Here is a 19,791-nt window from a genome sequence, read left to right as displayed (position 1 = left end):
ATTTTTACACTTGTATAACTAATGAACAGTGGATTTGAATAAGCTAAAAATTCTTTTTGTATACAGTAGTCAGGACATTCAGGCTCGCACACATTTGGTGACGACCCAGGGAGAATCGCTGGAGCAAATAGGTTGCACAGTTGATTACTACGATATTACTGGCGTAGGCTATTGGCCTTATTTAAAGCACATAGTTAAACTCCGAAAATTTATTAATGCGGGTAATTATGATATTGTACATGCCCAGTTTGGCTATTCAGGTATCACCTGTGCTTTTGCAAGTTCAAAACCTTTGGTTGTTTCACTAATGGGCTCCGATTACCGTCTGGAAAAAATGGCCTCATGGAGCACCGCTTTGTTTGCCCGGCTTTTTTGGGATTTTACGATTGTCAAATCCCAAAAAATGTACAACAATCTCCGAATCCGCCATGCCCAAATCATTCCCAACGGCATTAATTTCAGCCGCTTTAAACCCATAGACCGGGAGATAGCCCGCAGCCAGGCAGGTTTTAACTCCTCGGCGCACGTGCTGTGGGTTTCGGATCCGCAACGAAAAGAAAAAAACTTTGCCCTGGCGCGCGAAGCCTTTTCGCACATCAACACCGAGGATGTGGAGTTGACCATCGTAAACAATGTGGAGATAGACAAGGTACCCTCCTATTATTATGCTGCCGATGTACTGTTACTTACCTCCAAATGGGAAGGTTCGCCCAACGTAATTAAGGAAGCCATGGCTTGTTCGTTACCTATCGTATCTACCGATGTGGGCGATGTGGCCGATATTACCCAAGGCATAGATGGGTGCTTTATTGTTCCCGACGATCCGGAAGAAATAGCCCGGGCATTGGATACCGCATTGCATTTTGGAAAGAGAACTAAGGGCAGAGATAAAGTGAAAGACATGGACGTGGATATTATTTCACAACGCCTACTGGAAATATATAATAAGGTACTAAAAGGCAAGTATAAAAAAGCATGCTAAATTAAGACGCTACAGCTATAGAAAATTCTGAGCATATTTAAACAACCTATGATATTAAAAAAACAGCTGCTTCCTCCACTGCACATTATGTTGTTTGCCTTGCTAACCATGGGTTCTATTCACGCGCAGCTCGTTCCATATCACATCGATAATGAGGTGGTATATGATTTTATCGACGAGCTCGCCAACAAGGGAGTCATCAATTTAAACAGTACTGTTAAGCCATATAGTCGGATGCAGATAGCCCACTTTCTGGCTCAGGCCCAAAAAAGCCGTGTTTTAACATCCCGCCAAAGTCAAGAGCTCAATTTTTATCTTAAAGATTTTAACAAAGAGCTGCATGGCAACAAAGATTTTAGAAAGCGTTTTGATATTTTTTATCATGCCGATTCCACTTTTAAGTTTTCCGGGAATATTATTTTAGGAGGACGGGCCTATTTAAATTCAAATGGCTTTGAACAGCACCGATGGAACGGAGCTCAGTTTTTTGCTACAATGGGTAACAAACTGGCCTTTTATGGCAGCCTGCGCGATAATTACGAGAGTATCCCGCTGGCCAATCCTGAAAAGCTTTCCCAACACAGAGGTGCGGTATATAAAAAAGGTGAAAACAATAAGGATTACAGCGAAACACGTGGTGGCATTGTTTACAGCTGGCAAACCGGGAGCATCGGACTGGTAAAAGACCACTTTACCTGGGGAAACAATAACAATGGTGCCCATATATTTGCAGGCAACACTCCCAGCTTTGCCCATATAAAATTTAGCTTAAAGCCTGTAAAATGGCTGGAATTCAACTATCTGCATGGATGGTTGGCTTCCGAGGTGGAAGACAGCTCGGCATCGTACAACTTACACAACGATACGCGCCGTGTTTTTACCAATAAATATATAGCAGCTAACCTTATTAGCGTGCAGCCTTGGGAAAAACTTTATTTTTCGTTCGGCAACAGTATAATATATAGCGATGGCAATATCAATGCTGCCTATCTTATCCCTTTCCTGTTTTATAAATCGGTTGATCACAGCTACAATGGCTCAAGAAATAGTGCCGGCCATAATACCCAAATGTTTTTTGACCTAAGCAGTCGCCAAATAAATAACACACATTTATATACAGGCCTTTTCATCGACGAGATATCCATCGCCAACATGCTTAATGAGGATAAGCATTCTAATTTTATCAGTCTTAAAATTGGAGCTCGTGTAACAGACATTCTGCCCAACCTGAGTGCTGGGGTTGAATATACCCATACTAAACCCTTTGCTTACACCCATTTTATTCCATCTTTAACCTTCCAAAGCAATAAATACACACTGGGGCATTATTTAAAAGATAATGCAGATGAGCTATTCCTTATGGCACGATATAAACCCATAAGAGGTTTGGATATAGAGCTATCCTACATTCATTGCCGAAAAGGAGAAGACCATCAGAAAATATTGGAAGAAAGCGGTGCTATTGAAAACTTATGGGGCGATGGACGCACCGGATACGCTTTTATACAAAACCTGCGATATAAAAAAAATGCCTTAAAACTTAAGGCCCAATACCAGTTTATTAACGATGCCTATATCTATACCGAGATTGAAGGTTACAAATTAAGCGGCCCGGATGCCATGATATACACCGCTGCACCGTATTATGGTGATAATAAGATGATTGTATTAGGTTTAAATTTTGGGTTTTAATGCGATAAAAAAGATTATAATTTAAATAAATTGACTTTGTCCGTCTGATTTTTTTATTGCTAGGTCAAAAGAAAAAGTACAGTTTTCAAAAAATGTTAGTATTCCTTAGATTTTAATTACAATTTAGGGCGAAAATTTGCAAATCCATTTTACTATGTTAGATAAATTATTAAATAAAGAAACAAAATTATCCGTAATAGGATTAGGCTATGTGGGCCTGCCTATAGCCCTGGAGTTTGCCCGTAAGATGAAAGTCGTTGGCTTTGATATTAAGCCGGACAGAGTAGATCTGATGAAGCAAAATATTGACCCCAGCAAAGAACTCGACAAAACAGCCTTTGATGGTTGCGACATCACCTTTACTTGTAATGCGGACGACCTGAAAGAAGCAAGCTTTCATGTGGTGGCTGTACCAACGCCCATCAACGAACACAATTTGCCCAACCTAAACCCATTGCTTGGCGCCACCAAAACTGTAGGCCAGATTTTAAAAAAAGGTGACGTAGTAGTTTTTGAATCCACCGTTTACCCCGGATGTACCGAGGACGATTGTGTTCCTATCCTGGAACAGGAATCCGGATTAAAATTTGGCCTAGACTTTAAGGTGGGCTACTCCCCTGAACGCATCAACCCGGGCGACAAAGAGCATACCCTAACCAAGATACTTAAAATTGTTTCGGCCAGCGATGACGAATCCCTGCAGCTTATTGCCGATGTGTACAAAACAATTATAAAAGCCGGCATACACAAGGCCAGTTCCATAAAAGTGGCCGAAGCTGCTAAAATTATCGAAAATACACAGCGCGATGTAAACATTGCCCTGATGAACGAACTATCGCTTATTTTCGACCGCATGGACATTAACACTTACGAAGTACTGGAGGCTGCCGGAACAAAATGGAACTTCTTACAGTTTTCGCCAGGTTTAGTAGGTGGACACTGCATAGGAGTTGATCCGTATTATCTGACCTACAAGGCTAATGCCCTGGGCTATCATACAAAAATAATCGACGGCGGAAGAGTTATCAACGACTCAATGGGTCCCTATGTAGCGGAAACTACGATTAAAAAATTAATCCGAAACGGACACAAGGTGAACGGTGCAAGGATACTGATTATGGGTGCTACTTTTAAGGAAAATGTGAGTGATATACGCAACTCTAAGGTGGCAGATGTTTATAAAGAGCTTATTTCGTATAGTGCCAACGTTGATGTAATGGATCCCTATGCTGACTCCGAGGAATTGTTCGAGGAATATGGATACCGATTGTTACCTGAAATTACCGAGAAATATGCCGCCATAATTTTGGCCGTAAACCACAAGGATTACATCGGACTAGATGAAGCCTACTTTAAAAGCATCACTACCGATAATGCCATTTTTATAGATTTAAAAGGATGCTTTAGAGGTAAGGTAAAGGATATGGTTTATTGGAGCTTGTAATAAACATCAAATTGAACTCTTAGCTTTTTTAAATACCAATTAAGATAATAGCACAATAAGAACTTAACAGCACTTGGAAAATACGTTTTAATTAAAAAACGCTCAAGAGATTCATTAATTCTTGAGCGTTTTTTTATATCCGTTAGTTTCCCTAGCCCTTTCGAGGTATCTTTAACCTTTGTCCGGGCTTGATTTTTGAGGCATCCGTCAGGTTGTTAAACTCCATTATGTTTTGGTTGGATATGCCAGGATAGCGCTTGGCAATGGTCCATAGGTTATCACCCCTTCGAACGGTGTAATATGTATACTCATTCGCCTTGAATTCACTCGAATTTTGCTGCGACTTATTCGATGCAGCGGATGCTGTGATTGTTTTTCCTTTGCCTGCCTGCTTTTGGGCATAACTCATGCTATTTATTTTTTTATAATGCTCCACCTTATCTTTGGGCACATATATAACCAGTTTTTGCCCCACCTTAATCAGGTTACGACGTATATTGTTCCAGTATCTAAGGTCGGATGAATACACATTGAACCACTCCGCAATCAAGCCCACGGCATCGCCCGATTTAACTGTGTAATATACCTTTGCTTTATTTTTAGGTGCCGATACAGGCACATTATAGCTGCTTTCGGGGCTTACGACCAGCCTGTTTGATACGAAATATTTTTCGCGCTGGTATCCAAAAATGGAATCTTCCAAAGCAATAAACTTTTCTGTAGCATCGAAGGGCAGTCTTAGGCTATAGGTATTTTTTTTGGCCGGGATAATATCTCTCCTATATTGCGGATTTAAGGCACGTAATTTTTCTACAGACAAGCCTGTTACCGCGGCAATCTGATTAAAATGCAACAGATCCGAAATCATAAGCGTGTCGGTTGCCTCATTTAGTTTGGCGGGCTTAGGCGTTATCCTATGTTCCTTGTAATAATTCATGGTATAGGCTGCCGCTATAAAAGCCGGCACATAGCCTCTTGTTTCGCGGGGCAGTCGATAATAAATTTGCCAAAAATCGCGCTTACCACCCGAACGGTATATGGCCTTGTTCACATTACCCGGTCCGCAATTGTAGGCCGCTATCACCAGGTACCAGTCGCCATAAATGTTATACAAATCCTGCAAAAACTTAACAGCGGCCTGGGTCGACTTGAGCGGATCCCTGCGATCGTCTACATAGGAGTCGAGCTTAAGACCATACATACGGCCGGTGCCATACATAAACTGCCATAGCCCCGATGCCCCGGCCCGTGAAAATGCTCTGGGGTTAAGTGCCGACTCAATGATGGGCAGGTACTTGAGCTCCAGGGGGAGATTAGCTGCATCCAAGGCTTCCTCAAACATGGGAAAATAATAATCCGAGAGTCCCAGCATCACCTCTACTTGCCCCCTTTTACGTTGGGTGTAGAGTTCGATATACGCCTTTACCTTTTTGTTAAAAGGAAATTCGAGCGGCGACTCAATAGCTTGCAAGCGTTGAATATATACCGAATCAGGTAAGTCTTTCGGAAAGCTTAGGGGCATTATTTCCTCCTCTACCTTTGCATCTACTTTAACCGTGTCTAAATTTTCGGTAAAAAAACCCTTCTCCACATCGCTGTCTAATACTACCGAATCTTGTTGGAGTGTATCCGCAATCACGGTCAGCGAATCCTTTATCACCGTTTGCTGTGCTCCCAAAGTGTTAGTCAGTAACACTGCTACTGCACCAATTGTTAAAAACCTAAACATTTCTTTTTTTATTATTTGTTGTGTTGATTAATCATTTTTTTGTACACCGGGTTTTATTGACCAATGTTTAAAAAATAAAGCGTACCTGTACACCCACTCCACTAAACCCGCCATAAACGGGCGTTATGGTTGGTTCTACGTGCATGCTTAAATCGTTACTTACGTCGAATGATTTAAAATGTGCATCCACGCTGGCATCTACCAGGTTTAATACATAAACTAAAGCCAGTCCCACATAACTTAAATCTCTGTATTTTTTATAGTATTTTTTTTTATTTTCAAGCGCTTGCTGAAACCAGCTGGCATATTGTCCACCATTTATTACCTGATCCTCAGAAATGGTAGGTGGCAGTACTTCGAGATAGCTTTTATTAGCCGGGTCCTGTATTAAAAAATCGCGATAGGCTCTTCTGTATTTTTTGTAGTTGGTTGTGTTAAAATCCAAACCGTAAATAACCCCACCTATGCCGGCATACAAAATGGGTATTTTCCAGTATTTCTTGTTATAAGCCTGCCCCAGACCGGGTAAAATTGCAGAGTAAAAAGTAGCCTTGTGTGGCGAGTGCGTTTTAATGGTAACCGGCTTTGCGTATATCGTATCCTCAACAATAATGGTGGAATTGTCGTTTTGGGCATATGCCCTATTACAACTCCCCAGTATCACTATCCACACCGCTACCTGCAAAAATACCCTATACTTGTTCACCGATGAAAATTTCAAATAATTATTTTTTATAACGGCCTTCTTACGGCAAAAACTATTCCTTCGTATTCGCCTTGTCCAAAATGGCAATTATCCGCTCTAATTCTTCGTCCGATTTAAAGGGTATTACAATTTTACCATCGCCTTTTTGTCCACGCGAAAATTGAACGTTCGTATTAAAAACAGCCGATATCTGATTGCCGAGCTGTTTGTATTCCTCGGGCATTACCGCCTTTTTACCGCTTGGTGGTGTTACGGCCTTAGGGGTAGCCATCTCCCGCACCAGGTCTTCTACCTTGCGAACTGAATAGTCGTTTTTTACTATTTCGTGGTAAATTTTTGTTTGCACCTCAGGGTCTTCCACCCCAATGATGGCACGTGCATGACCCATACCCAATTTCTTATCGCGCAGTCCTAATTGTATTTCACCCGGCAACTTCAGCAAGCGAAGGTAATTACTTACGGTAGCCCGTTTTTTGCCCACCCGCTCCGACATACTTTCTTGTGTGAGCTTGCATTCGTCAATCAGGCGTTGGTAGCTGATGGCAATTTCGATAGGATCAAGATCCTCACGTTGAATATTCTCCACCAAGGCCATTTCGAGCATGGTTTCGTCATCAGCGCTGCGCACGTAGGCAGGAACTTTCTGTAAGCCGGCAATTTTTGAAGCTCTGAATCTTCTTTCACCTGCTATCAACTCATATTTATCGCCACTTTTGCGAACGGTGAGGGGTTGAATAACACCCACCTCACGTATGGATGCAGCCAGTTCCTCCAGCTTTTCCTCATCAAAACGCGAACGCGGCTGCCATGGGTTAGCAACGATTTTGGTCAGTTCAATTTCGTCCATCCCTTCCAGTGGTTTCCCACGAGACACATCTTCTGAATTATCGATGAGGGCTCCTAACCCTCTTCCTAAAGCACTTTTTTTTGCCATTCTTTATTTTATCACTTTGTCTTTGTTGTCCATCCTGGTCATGTTGTTTTTTTGCAACAGTTCCCGCGCCAGGTTCAAATAATTAATTGCTCCCTTGCTCGAAGCATCATACTCAACCACTGCCTTTCCATAGCTTGGCGCTTCGCTTAGCTTAATGTTACGTGCTATCAAGGTTTCAAAAACCATATCCTGAAAATGACGCTGCACTTCCTCTACCACTTGATTCGACAAACGGAGTCTGGAATCGTACATGGTAAGTAAAAAGCCTTCAATTTCGAGCGACTTGTTAAGACGGCTCTGTATTATCTTAATGGTATTTAAAAGCTTCCCTAAGCCTTCGAGCGCAAAATACTCACATTGTACCGGTATAATCACCGAATCGGCCGCCGTGAGCGAATTAACGGTAATTAAACCAAGCGACGGTGAGCAGTCTATTAGAATAAAATCGTAAAGACTCCTTAATTTATTAAGTACATTTTTTAATACGTTTTCCCTGTTGGGCCGGTTGAGTATTTCAATTTCGGCACCTACCAAATCAATGTGCGAGGGTAAAATATCCAAACCTTCAATCTCTGTTTTTAGCAAGGCCGTTTTAGGATCAATACCATCCACGATACATTCATAAATACTGGCTTCTATCTCGCGCAGGTCAAAACCAAAACCTGATGTGGAATTTGCCTGCGGATCGGCGTCAACAACTAATACTTTATATTCTAAAACTGCCAAGCTAGCAGCCAGATTTATAGCGGTAGTTGTTTTTCCTACGCCTCCTTTTTGATTTGCCAATGCAATAATTTTTCCCATATTACGGAAATTAAAATATTAATTTAGCTCTTTAAATAATCCTTGATACACCTTTTTTAATGTGCTGCAAGCCAATTGTTTGAATTAAACTGACCTGTCCGTAGCACCTACTCTCCTATCTTTTGGAAAAGGCAGTCAAAGTTAAACTTTTAATTAAAACATCATATACGATTAAGCGTTTAAAAAGTTAGCGCCTGCAAATAACTATTCGCAAAACCGGTTACAAAAAATTACACCTCAATTTTTTGTACACATTCCTTTAAAAGTAATTCCTTGTTAATAGGCACAACCCCTGATTCTTCACACACTAAACCACCAGCCATATTAGCCACACGGGCAATCATCTCGGGGTCCAGCCCCTCGGTTAAACACAGGGCGCTTACACTTATAACGGTGTCGCCGGCACCCGAAACATCCGATATGCTTCGTATTTCGGCGGGTATAATAATAGGCTGTCCGTCTTTATGTTTTACAAAAACACCGTGTTCCGACAGCGTTATCATCAATATGTCGATATTTTGTTGTTGTTGAAAATCTATCGCTGCCTCAATCAGCTCTTGCGACTGCCCCTTTTTTAATTCGAGTTTACAACCCTCGTTAAACTCTTTAAAATTAGGTTTAAAGAGGGTGATGCCCTTGTAATCGTTATAGTTTTGTTTTTTGGGATCTACCAAAGTAGGAATGCCGCTTTGAGTGGCCAGCTCAACAACTTTTTTTATCAATGAAGGCGTGATGACCCCTTTGTCGTAATCTTCAAAAACAATGGCGTCTATCCTGTATGTTTGCAACACACGTAACAACTTGGCCATCAGCTTTTCTTCGGATGACAACTGAATAGGGCTGCAAATTTCCTCATCAACGCGCAACAAATGTTGATGTTGGCTCATCACCCTGGTTTTTACCGTTGTTACCCGTTCTTTGCACTTTACAATTCCTTCGGAGCTCAGATTTTGCTTGCGAAGCAGTTTAACGAAATCGGCAGCGCGCAGGTCGTCGCCAATAACAGAACAAAGGATGGGTTTAGCCCCCAAAGCCTGAACGTTTAAAGCCACATTGGCCGCACCTCCAAGCCTGTTCTCTCTTCCCACACCCGACAATATAGGTACCGGTGCTTCCGGCGAAATACGGTTAACATCACCCCACAAATATGAATCGATCATAACATCCCCCAGAATAAGGATATTTTTATCCTTAAAAGACGCAAACAGTTGTGAAAAGAATTTTTTTTCCATTCTTTATTTTTTGCACAAAGATAAAAAAAATAGGTAAGCACAGTGGGAGATATAAAAAAGGTGGAACCACTATTGAATAATCCTATGCCAGCGATAGCTATTCCAAATTAAGCTCACTTGGTGCCAACACGGTTTTACCTATTACATAAAGTGCACATTCAGGTTTATCCTTCCTGAATCAGGATTGGAAAGAGGTATTATAATTTGGTTGGTATTTGACATAGGCATGTGTTTAATACCCTTCCCTACCAGCCACATCGTATTTTCAATAAGCTCTGACTATCTTGAAGGTTATTAGCGCTGCTCCTCCAAAAAATTTAAATAGCCCCTTAAACCTTTCTTTTTTCGAAGTTCTATGTCTGTAACCTCGTAATAAATAATGGATTTTTTATATTTGCAACGCCTCAAAGGTGTGCGTATTTTTATTTTTTAGCTTCTCATATAATAACAAGCCCTATGGAAACCCATATTTTTAACAAACAAAACTCTTTACTTAACCAGTTTATTGCCGAAATCCGCGATAAAGAAATACAGACCGACCCCATTCGGTTCCGAAAGAATATTGAACGTATGGGTGAAATTCTGGCTTACGAAATAAGCAAAGCATTTACGTACAAAAGCATTGACATCCAAACCCCACTAGGCGTATCGCACGAATTTGTATGTGACGAACAAATTGTAATAGCCACTATTTTAAGAGCCGGACTGCCTATGCACCAGGGGGTGCTCAATTATTTCGACGGTGCCGAAAATGCCTTTGTATCCGCCTACCGCAAATACAACGAAAAAGGTGATTTTGATATTCATATCGAATACATTTCTTCACCCTCGTTACAGGATAAAATAGTGATACTTACCGATCCTATGCTGGCCAGTGGTGCCTCAATGGATTTGGCCTACAGAGCGCTTTTAACCAAAGGGATTCCCAAGCACATCCACATTGCCTCCATCATTGCCAGCGAAGAAGGGGTGGAGTATGTACAAAAAAATATGCCGGCAGACAAAATAACGTTGTGGTTAGGTGCTGTAGATAAAGGACTGAACGAAAAAAAATATATTATACCCGGCCTGGGCGATGCCGGCGATTTGGCCTTTGGAAGCAAGATTTAATTTGCGTTAAACCTTTATGTTAATCCATAAAGATAAAAAGGGAAAGCACATAGGGCACAATGGAAGCACAAAGGGCACAAAAAGCATGGTGTGCATAGTGCCCTCTTTGCCAGCATAGTAGTTGCGTTTCTACCTTCTTATGTTTTCCTTTTAGGTTTACCACGATGTATCCAATACCATAAAAAGAAGCCGCTTACCAAAACCACCAGCATACTCAATCCGGATAAAGGCACATAAAGAATATAAAAAGGTCCCAGTAACCATTCAAATATTCTTCCGGTATGAATCTCTAAACAGACGTTCCATAAGGACATGGGTGTATCCTCTACCAAAGTGGGCATAGCCAAAAAAGGGCGATTCCCACTTACCGGCACAACACCCCTATTGTAATCCGAATACCAAATGTTGGCGTTATCCTGATACAGCAAACCACTGACCATGTGATCCGAAATAGGTCTGCCTGTTTTCGCTTGGTTGTGCCAGGGTTCTCCGGCACCTAAATTATAAATGGCTCCCGTGCTAAGTTTCCAACTAAACAGGCCGGAAAAAGAACCCACCAAATACTCATCCTCATCTACTTGTTGTAAGGCATTGCAACCCATAACGCTAACGGGCGGCTGTGCAACCTTTGGAGCCGCCATATAATTCAATAGCTCATCGGCCAAATAAAATCCCTCCGATGTGGAAAAAACATAGCGCTGCATCTTCGTATTCCACGTTAACTTACGCAGCTTATCGTGCCATGGATTAATGTTATCGAGGTGGGTATAAGGTATTATGCCAATTTTTGCATTGGCAATAGCGATTAACAATGGGGGGCGTAAAAACATCCCGGTAAGGGCGTTGCTTAGCACAAAAACAACACCAAGGTAACCTAACACATTGTGCCATCGCAGATTGGTGGCTTTTACTGAGCGGTACTTTGTGCTTTTCCGCTTCTCTTTTTTTATGAATTTAGGATAAAAGAAGTGAATAAGACCCGTAATACTCAGTATGATGACAAGAATTCCTAACAAATCGACAAACAACTTACCCGCCAGGCCAAACAACTCACCACTATGCAAATTCCACAAAAACTTAAACCATGTTGTCTCTTTTTTATAAGTAGAAGGAGCAGGCAATTGATGTGTATCAAAATATTTTAAATCCGTGCTTGTTAATAATAAATCACGGGTAAGCACTAACAGTGTATCCCCCTTTAAGGCCACATCCGTTATACGTTGGTTTTTAACAGGCAAATTTACCTTATTCCAACCCGTGGGATTATCGTAACGGAAAATACCATTTAAGGTTCCCGCCACCAATCCGGCCCGGGGCGTATACTGCATAGCCACAACCGAACGATTGTCGATGCCTTTTTCAAACCCTTCGTTAAATGCTGAAAATGTATCAAAATCCTCATTGCTATGGTACACTCCACCTTTACCATAAATAAATACCGAATCCTCCGATAAAAACAAGCTGCCCTTAATGGCATCAAGGTTCCAGTTTCTATAGGTATAATCGGCAGGAAGTAGTTTTCGGGACACGTTAATTGAAGCAAATACCGTGCGATGGTTCATCACAATGCCCGAAGCTGCGAATAGCAAGGCCAAAAACGACATTACAATGGCAGGCCACTTGTGCCATACCTTAAATCGCTTTATCCATCTTATTTTATTCTTATTCACGCTAACTTTATATCTTCTAATTGAAATAACATTCCTCACCTTCCTCATAAAAAAAGGGCAGAAAGGTATAAACCCTGCTGCCCTTTGTATATTTGTTTGTCCGTTAATTTAGTTCGCCATCGCTTTTTGCAAAACTGCCTTAAAAGCATCGGGATGGTTCACAGCCAAATCGGCTAAAACTTTACGGTTGATGTCGATATTTTTTTTGTTCATCGCACCCATTAGTTTAGAATACGAAACCCCCTCTAAACGAGCTGCAGCGTTGATACGCATAATCCACAGTGCTCTGAACTGACCTTTCTTTCTTTTACGGTCGCGGTAGGCGTATTGCAATCCTTTTTCGTAGGTATTCTTGGCTACCGTCCATACATTTTTTCTGCGACCAAAGTTACCTTTGGTTTCTTTTAAAATCCTTTTTCTGCGTGCTCGTGAAGCCACCGCATTTACTGATCTTGGCATTTTGTTTTGTTTTTAGAATGAGTAGCGCCCATCTGTATGGGTCTTTCGGCTATCTTCATTCGGTTAATGATTTAATAAAAATAAGGTTGCTACCTTATTACTTCATGTTCAACATCAACTTAACGTTATTTAAGTCGGCTGGATGAACTAAAGTTGAATACGTAAGATTACGCTTTTGCTTTTTTGTCTTCTTGGTTAAAATGTGACTTTTAAAAGCATGCTTTCGTTTAATCTTACCCGTTCCAGTAAGCGTAAAACGCTTTTTTGCACTGGAATTTGTCTTCATCTTTGGCATTGTACAAGTATTAAAGTGTTTGTATAATATATATATGTAGTTGAAGCTTTACTTCTTGGCTTTTTTAGGTGAAAGGAAAATAATCATCCTCTTACCTTCAAGCTTAGGCAGTTGTTCAACCTTTCCGTACTCTTCAAGATCCTGGGCAAAGCGCAACAGCAATATTTCGCCTTGCTCCTTAAACAAAATAGAGCGACCTTTAAAAAACACATAAGCCTTTACCTTTGCTCCCTCTGAAAGAAATTTCTGGGCGTGTTTTAATTTAAAGTTATAATCGTGGTCGTCGGTATTAGGACCAAACCTAATTTCCTTTACAACTACTTTTTGCGTTTTCGACTTCAGCTCTTTTTGCTTACGTTTTTGTTGGTACAAAAACTTTTGATAATCCGTAATTTTACATACCGGCGGATCAGCTTTAGGAGAAATCTCCACCAAATCTAACTCCAAATTATCGGCCATTTTTATGGCTTCAGATGTGGAATAAATTCCCGGATTATCTATATTATCGCCAACCAGTCTAATTTTTGGAATTCTTATTTCGTTATTTACACGAAAGTTTGATGTGTTCTTCTGCGGCGGACCGCTAGATTTTCTTCTGTTTAGTGCTATTGTCTGATCCTCCCTTAATTAATTAATATTACTTTGATTCAATCGCTGCTAGTTGCTCTTTAACTTCGCTATTAATAAATTGTATAAAATTTTCGATCGTCATCGAACCCTTATCGCCGTCGCCCTGTTTACGAACCGAAACCGTATTTGACTGGGCTTCATTTTCGCCTACAATCAGCATAAAAGGTATTCGTTTAAGTTCGTTATCCCTGATTTTACGGCCGATTTTTTCATTACGCTCGTCTAAAACGCTGCGAATATCGGAATTATTCAGGACTTCTGAAACTTTTTTTGCGTATTCATTAAATTTTTCGCTGATTGGTAAAACCACCACCTGCTCAGGAGTCAACCAGAGCGGGAACTTTCCGGCCGTGTGTTCAATGAGCACAGCCACAAAACGTTCCATACTTCCAAAGGGCGCTCGGTGTATCATCACCGGCCGATGTTTTACGCCATCACTACCCATATACTCCAGCTCAAAGCGATCGGGCAGGTTGTAATCCACCTGTATGGTTCCCAACTGCCATTTGCGTCCTATGGCATCGCGCACCATAAAATCGAGCTTGGGGCCATAAAATGCGGCTTCGCCATATTCTACAATAGTCTCCATGCCTCTTTCCTGGCAAGCCTCCACAATAGCCGTTTCGGCTTTTTCCCAATTTTCGTCGCTACCTATATATTTTTCATGGTCGTCTTTGTCGCGCAAGGAAATTTGTGTAATAAAATCCTTAAAGTCTAATGCCTTAAATATATAAAGGATGATGTCGATCACTTTCTTAAACTCATCCTTCAGCTGATCGGGTGTACAAAAGATATGTGCATCGTCCTGCGTAAAACCACGTACACGGGTTAACCCGTGCAGTTCGCCGCTCTGTTCGTACCGATATACGGTACCAAACTCGGCCATGCGGATAGGCAGATCCTTGTACGAAACGGGATGTACTTTATATATTTCGCAATGGTGCGGGCAGTTCATTGGTTTCAGCAAAAACTCCTCACCATCGGCCGGCGTGTTAATAGGTTGAAAAGAATCCTTACCGTACTTGGCATAATGACCCGATGTTTCGTACAACTGCTTTTGACCGATATGCGGTGTTATTACCTGTTGATAACCATATTGTACCTGTACTTTTTTCAAAAAATTCTCCAGCAACTCACGAAGTCTGGCCCCTTTAGGCAACCAAAGAGGCAATCCCTGACCCACATTTTGCGAAAAGGCAAACAGCTCCAATTCTTTACCAATTTTACGATGATCGCGTTTCTGCGCTTCTTCCAACTGTACCAAATATTCATCGAGCATTTTTTGCTTGGGAAAAGTTATGCCATAAACCCGTGTCAACTGCTTACGTTTTTCATCGCCTCGCCAATAGGCACCGGCAATACTCAACACTTTTACCGCTTTAATCAGCTCGCTTGAGGGCAGGTGAGGCCCCCTACATAAATCGGTAAAATTCCCCTGCTCGTAAAAAGTAATGGTACCATCTTCCAGTTCGTCAATAAGCTCAAGCTTGTACTCATCCTGCTTATCCTCAAAAAAAGCTAAAGCTTCGGCCTTGCTCACCTCGCGACGCTGATAAGCATTCTTTTGGCGAGCCAGCTCTTTCATCTTCGCCTCTATCTTAGGAATATCGGCATCACGCAACACCACATCGTCGCCCGGATCCACATCGTAATAGAAACCGTTTTCAATCGACGGACCGATACCAAACTTCATGCCCGGGTACAACGCCTCCAATGCCTCGGCCATCAAATGAGCCGAAGAGTGCCAAAAAGCATGTTTACCCTCTTCGTCCTCCCACTTGTACAATTTTATTGAAGCGTCGGTATGTATAGGCCGTGTGAGATCCCATGTTTCGTCATTTACCGAAATCGATAACACTTCTTTTGCCAATCGGGGACTAATGCTCCGGGCAATTTCTAAACCGGTAATGCCGGCTTCGTACTCTCTTACACTATTATCTGGTAAGGTTATTTTAACCATTGCGCCTTATTTGCTGAAAAAATTAACTAAAAAACGGTGCAAAGATAAGTAATATTCCCTATCGGTAAATATTGACAGCTGTTTTTTTAAACGTTTGATACGGAACCGGGATGTGGTATTCAGGTTTAGTTGTTAATAGTAACATGCGCATCGTTGATAATATTCTTCTGCGATGGATCTGAAACCGGTAGGCGCAAGGCTTCTTTGTATTTATTTAAAATACGGTGAGCCCTTCTCCGGAAAATGGTTAATTCTAACATTATTTGTCTTCCGCCGTTCAATTCAACACAAACTTTGTAATTCTTGGTATTACGGTACTTTTCCTTTATCAGAACCATTTGCTTTAATTCCTCTCTTTTGAAAATAGTTACTTCCTTTTTAAAAAAACCAAAGTAGGTAAGCTTAAGTCTATGCTGATCAACATCTACTCTACTAACCATTTCAGCCTGAATATATCTGAATATAGAGCCAAATACCACCCCAAAAATAAAGACTATAAAAAACTCCGGAATTAAAATCCCAGTATTAATTGCATTAACAACAAACAAAATAACAGGCACATAGATGATTAAGGCAGTAACAGTGGAAAACACAAAAGTTATAAAGCCTCCATTGGGAATACAAACCAATGGCAGCCGGCTCCCTATCTTTCTGAACGGGTGAAATGCAATGATTAAATCCAGGAAGGTTACTAAGTGGTACTTAAACCAGTTCAGTGATATCTTTTTATACATTTTAAATTTTATTGTGTCCTCTTAGCACCCATAAAATCATCATCTAAAGATGCATAACAGGAATTTAAATATTTAAAAAAATTATATACGTCAATTTTGTCCCCGGGTTATATTTAGTCGAATTGATTATTGCCACGTACCGTTATTTGAACCGAAAGTAGTAATCGCACGTTACTTATTTACTGACCTTTACTCCTCCACCTTAAAAAACCGGGCCCGGAAAATAAATTGAGTATTGCTAACCGTAATAAATTTGCGTAATGATACTTACAACACCCATCGAAACAGCTTACCTCACAGGCACAGTTAAAGGAGATACCGTAATTAATCCAGGGGAAACTTTATCCTATACCATTCACTTAAATTTCCGAAAAACCGTTAAATTATTACACATCAAATGGAGCTATCCCAATGTACTTGTTTCTGAAACTGACAGCATGGAAATAGGTGAAATTTTTGAAGAAGGGCTGGATTACGATACACAAATCCAACTTTTAAGCAAAGACGAAACCGAAGGATTTGGCAAGGTTGAATTTAGTTTTGCATTGGCAACTATGGATGATGAGGTAACTATCGAAAAGGTACAAATTCTGATCTCCGTATTTAAGAAAACGCTTGCCGATGTAAGCGAGATGAGTGAGTATTTACAAGAAAGGTATTTGTGGTGGGCCAATGACAATTTGCATCACGCAAATATATTGTTGGCCGATGGCCTTAGATGCATGGAAGATTTTATGCACATCGAATTCCCGCCCGAGCTAAAGGAGATATTATCGGCCGATTTGGAGTTTAACGCGATGGGTCATCCCGTTGACTACGAAGATTACCGCGCAATCATTCTGAAAAAAAAGGAACTTTATTCGATTAAGGATGTGGTATTTTATCGGGACAATTATTGCAACGAGAGCAATGATAAATTTGATATATCGGCAGCGCAGGAAACTAAAATTGAGGAGGGTTAAGTAATGGCAAAATGGGCAGCAGATTTCGCATTGGCAGCAGAAGTAAATCAGGACGTAATAAACTTAGTGCTCGATAAATTTATTCAGGCATTAAAATCCATACTTACTTTCACTAAAAAAATGGGACAGATTGGTTCTATCCAGGCCGAAGTAATCGACCTCAGTATTCGGGATCTGAGCGATCCCCCACCTTTGGGAGCCGTGATAACAGATACCGAGGCTGAGGGAATTTTTAAATTAAAACTGTTTGGGCTCACCATTATCAATACCAATATCGTGTTCCGCATTGAAAAGGTAGAATTGAACCTTGCAAAAACCGCAGCCGGACTGCCAAAGGGCATCATTATCAACATAACACCCGGCATGAAGATCTCGCTTACTTTCCCCCAATCAAGGTTTATTATTAAATGGTTATTGAACAGCATTATCGGGCCTCTTATTTCGTTTGGGGTGTGGCTGGCGTTCAGGATCATCCGAAAAGTGGAAATACCCGTGTGGGAATTGGTGGACATATTTGGTGCTTTAGGCCTGCGTTTTACGCCCGACTCTCCTTTGCTTACCGCCCAAAAGGCATCGCCACCTACCTCCTTGTTACTGGCCTCGGATTTTAATTTAACTAATCCATTACGGGGTACTGGTACCGATCTGAAACATTTTATTCCGGCCAACACCAATGTGGGTGCGGTGGTACACGAGCGGGTACTCAGCGCTGCGGTGCAACTGGCCTTTGCCAAAGGCTGGGTGCCTACCCGCTTTAGGGTTGGGAAATATAAAATATACATCAATTCAATATATGTTGAATTCAAACAGGATAAGATTGTAGCATCCGGTTCGTTAAAGGCAAAGAGAGGCAAATGCTGGTGCAAGGTTAAAGTAAAAATCACCTTCTCTGCAGCCGTGGAACCAAAAATCATCAATACCCAAACACCCAATCCCCTGGTCGATTTTAAATATGACGCCAACGTAAACACACAAGTTGCTATGTCGGGCATGTTGGTTGTGTTGGGCGTTATTATGTTTGCGCCCGTATTTTTATCCTTAACCGTGAGCATGTCTTTTTTAATCAATATCGTATTAAATCAATTCCTGCCATTCTCAACAACATGGTCCCAAAGCGGTGCCAACCTGACCATACAGGCCAAATCGGTTCATTTTAGCGGTTTTGTTCCGTTCCGGATGAACTTCCCCTTACAGTTGAGCGGTAAGGGGAGCTACGATTTAAGTCGTTTCCGGCAGTTTCAGCTACCCAATAACGGTCCGGTTATTCAAGTAGGCTATACCCCTGAAAGCCTCGCCATACAGGAAGATGAAATAAGGGTTGCCGTAGCGTTGAGTTAGTGGTATGCTGAGCCCAAATAATTTTTTAGCACACCCGGTGTTCGTTCAACAGCACTCCCTATAACGCCAACACTGGCAAAAATAACTACCTGCCAACAATGCGTACTTATTGCGTAGCACGCTTATAACTTGTATATTCGCAGCATCTTTTAACTTAAAAACGCATAGTAAAACAAGGATGAAGCATAAAGCAGGATTTGTAAATATTGTAGGCAACCCCAACGTGGGCAAATCAACTTTAACCAATAGGTTGGTAGGCGAACGGCTGTCTATTATTACCTCAAAAGCACAAACGACGCGCCATCGCATATTGGGAATAGTGAACGAAGAGGATTATCAGATTGTATTTTCGGATACACCCGGCGTTCTAAAACCCAATTATAAACTACAGGAATCCATGCTCCGTTTTTCAAAAATGGCTTTGCAAGATGCTGATATCATAATTTACATGACGGATGTAGTAGAAAAGTTAGACAAGAACAACGACTTTTTGAATAGTGTTAAAAAGACGGACTCCCCGGTAATATTAGTCATCAACAAAATTGATGAGTCGAACCCCGAACAATTAGACGAGTTGGTTACTGTATGGAAACAGGAGCTGCCCAAGGCAGAGATATATCCCATGTCGGCATTAAAGGGCTTTAACACCGACAACTTGATGAAACGCATTAAGGAATTACTGCCCGAGAGCGAAGCCTATTTTGATAAAGACGTTATGACAGATAAGCCTGTCCGGTTTTTTGTGTCGGAAATCATACGTGAAAAAATTCTATTGTATTACCAAAAAGAAATACCCTATTCGGTTGAAGTGGAGGTTGAGGAATTTAAAGAAGATAAAAAACAAATCAACATACGGGCTGTCATCCACGTTGCCCGCGAATCGCAAAAAGGGATTATCATAGGACACCAAGGAGCCGCCCTAAAAAAAACGGGCACCGAAGCCCGGAAAGATATGGAGAAATTTTTGGACAAAAAGGTGTTTTTACAGCTCTTCGTTAAAGTAAATAAAGATTGGCGCGACAAAGGCAAATCGCTGCGCAACTTCGGTTACGACCAAAAATAACTTGCAGTTTAAAATATAACACATGCCGTAGTGGCTAATAAATCCGT

Annotated in this window: 18 protein-coding genes; 7 read left to right on the top strand and 11 right to left on the bottom strand. The window is 41.2% G+C overall.

Annotated elements, in window-relative coordinates; all coding sequences use genetic code 11:
• Positions 1 to 34: 34 nt before the first annotated feature.
• The 3 genes from FN809_RS05990 (at position 35) to FN809_RS05980 (ending at position 4,118) form a co-directional block, all read left to right on the top strand.
• Positions 35 to 982 (top strand): glycosyltransferase, encoded by a 948-nt coding sequence (locus FN809_RS05990; protein WP_185957472.1) that lies wholly within the window; start codon positions 35 to 37, stop codon positions 980 to 982.
• 48 nt (positions 983 to 1,030) lie between these two features.
• Positions 1,031 to 2,674: a hypothetical protein gene (locus FN809_RS05985; protein WP_142532584.1), complete on the top strand. Its 1,644-nt coding sequence runs from the start codon at positions 1,031 to 1,033 to the stop codon at positions 2,672 to 2,674.
• 154 nt (positions 2,675 to 2,828) lie between these two features.
• Positions 2,829 to 4,118, top strand: coding sequence for a nucleotide sugar dehydrogenase (locus FN809_RS05980; RefSeq protein ID WP_142532583.1), 1,290 nt, complete (start codon positions 2,829 to 2,831; stop codon positions 4,116 to 4,118).
• 151 nt (positions 4,119 to 4,269) lie between these two features.
• Here the strand turns inward: FN809_RS05980 and FN809_RS05975 are convergent, their stop codons facing one another.
• The 5 genes from FN809_RS05975 to FN809_RS05955 all read right to left on the bottom strand — a co-directional run bounded on the left by FN809_RS05975 (position 4,270) and on the right by FN809_RS05955 (position 9,523).
• The gene (locus FN809_RS05975) at positions 4,270 to 5,847 is read right to left on the bottom strand and encodes a lytic transglycosylase domain-containing protein (protein ID WP_142532582.1); all 1,578 of its coding nucleotides are present in this window, start codon (positions 5,845 to 5,847) and stop codon (positions 4,270 to 4,272) included.
• Between the two features lie 67 nt (positions 5,848 to 5,914).
• Positions 5,915 to 6,568 (bottom strand): DUF5683 domain-containing protein, encoded by a 654-nt coding sequence (locus FN809_RS17865; RefSeq protein WP_246095477.1) that lies wholly within the window; start codon positions 6,566 to 6,568, stop codon positions 5,915 to 5,917.
• Positions 6,569 to 6,605: 37 nt separating this feature from the next.
• Complete coding sequence (locus FN809_RS05965; protein WP_142532581.1) at positions 6,606 to 7,487, bottom strand: ParB/RepB/Spo0J family partition protein; 882 nt, start codon at positions 7,485 to 7,487, stop codon at positions 6,606 to 6,608.
• 3 nt (positions 7,488 to 7,490) lie between these two features.
• The gene (locus FN809_RS05960; RefSeq protein WP_142532580.1) at positions 7,491 to 8,291 is read right to left on the bottom strand and encodes a ParA family protein; all 801 of its coding nucleotides are present in this window, start codon (positions 8,289 to 8,291) and stop codon (positions 7,491 to 7,493) included.
• Positions 8,292 to 8,521: 230 nt separating this feature from the next.
• A complete protein-coding gene (locus FN809_RS05955; RefSeq protein ID WP_142532579.1) occupies positions 8,522 to 9,523 on the bottom strand; it encodes a bifunctional heptose 7-phosphate kinase/heptose 1-phosphate adenyltransferase in 1,002 nt (333 codons plus the stop codon).
• A gap of 456 nt (positions 9,524 to 9,979) precedes the next feature.
• On the opposite strand from FN809_RS05955, the gene upp reads away from it, so the two are divergent.
• A complete protein-coding gene (gene upp / locus FN809_RS05950) occupies positions 9,980 to 10,633 on the top strand; it encodes a uracil phosphoribosyltransferase (RefSeq protein WP_142532578.1) in 654 nt (217 codons plus the stop codon).
• Positions 10,634 to 10,770: 137 nt separating this feature from the next.
• On the opposite strand, the gene FN809_RS05945 is transcribed toward upp, so the two are convergent.
• From FN809_RS05945 to FN809_RS05920, 6 genes are all read right to left on the bottom strand, one after another.
• Complete coding sequence (locus FN809_RS05945; protein WP_185957471.1) at positions 10,771 to 12,303, bottom strand: PepSY-associated TM helix domain-containing protein; 1,533 nt, start codon at positions 12,301 to 12,303, stop codon at positions 10,771 to 10,773.
• 108 nt (positions 12,304 to 12,411) lie between these two features.
• Positions 12,412 to 12,762 (bottom strand): 50S ribosomal protein L20, encoded by a 351-nt coding sequence (gene rplT, locus FN809_RS05940; protein ID WP_142532576.1) that lies wholly within the window; start codon positions 12,760 to 12,762, stop codon positions 12,412 to 12,414.
• A 97-nt stretch (positions 12,763 to 12,859) separates the two neighbouring features.
• Complete coding sequence (rpmI, locus tag FN809_RS05935) at positions 12,860 to 13,048, bottom strand: 50S ribosomal protein L35 (RefSeq protein WP_449420477.1); 189 nt, start codon at positions 13,046 to 13,048, stop codon at positions 12,860 to 12,862.
• A gap of 57 nt (positions 13,049 to 13,105) precedes the next feature.
• Positions 13,106 to 13,666: a translation initiation factor IF-3 gene (gene infC / locus FN809_RS05930; RefSeq protein ID WP_142532574.1), complete on the bottom strand. Its 561-nt coding sequence runs from the start codon at positions 13,664 to 13,666 to the stop codon at positions 13,106 to 13,108.
• A 28-nt stretch (positions 13,667 to 13,694) separates the two neighbouring features.
• A complete protein-coding gene (thrS, locus tag FN809_RS05925; protein ID WP_142532573.1) occupies positions 13,695 to 15,647 on the bottom strand; it encodes a threonine--tRNA ligase in 1,953 nt (650 codons plus the stop codon).
• Positions 15,648 to 15,772: 125 nt separating this feature from the next.
• Positions 15,773 to 16,381, bottom strand: coding sequence for a hypothetical protein (locus tag FN809_RS05920; protein WP_142532572.1), 609 nt, complete (start codon positions 16,379 to 16,381; stop codon positions 15,773 to 15,775).
• A 260-nt stretch (positions 16,382 to 16,641) separates the two neighbouring features.
• On the opposite strand from FN809_RS05920, the gene FN809_RS05915 reads away from it, so the two are divergent.
• The 3 genes from FN809_RS05915 to era all read left to right on the top strand — a co-directional run bounded on the left by FN809_RS05915 (position 16,642) and on the right by era (position 19,744).
• Entirely contained in the window at positions 16,642 to 17,343 is a 702-nt protein-coding gene (locus tag FN809_RS05915) for a hypothetical protein (RefSeq protein WP_142532571.1), read from the top strand.
• 3 nt (positions 17,344 to 17,346) lie between these two features.
• On the top strand, positions 17,347 to 18,681 hold the full coding sequence (locus tag FN809_RS05910; RefSeq protein WP_142532570.1) for a hypothetical protein: 1,335 nt from the start codon (positions 17,347 to 17,349) through the stop codon (positions 18,679 to 18,681).
• Between the two features lie 178 nt (positions 18,682 to 18,859).
• Positions 18,860 to 19,744: a GTPase Era gene (era, locus tag FN809_RS05905; RefSeq protein WP_142532569.1), complete on the top strand. Its 885-nt coding sequence runs from the start codon at positions 18,860 to 18,862 to the stop codon at positions 19,742 to 19,744.
• Positions 19,745 to 19,791 lie beyond the last annotated feature (47 nt).

The sequence above is a fragment of the Saccharicrinis carchari genome, from assembly GCF_900182605.1.
GTDB lineage: Bacteria > Bacteroidota > Bacteroidia > Bacteroidales > Marinilabiliaceae > Saccharicrinis > Saccharicrinis carchari.
Note: the sequence above shows the minus strand (reverse complement) of the source record. Positions and strands in the feature narration are given on the sequence as shown.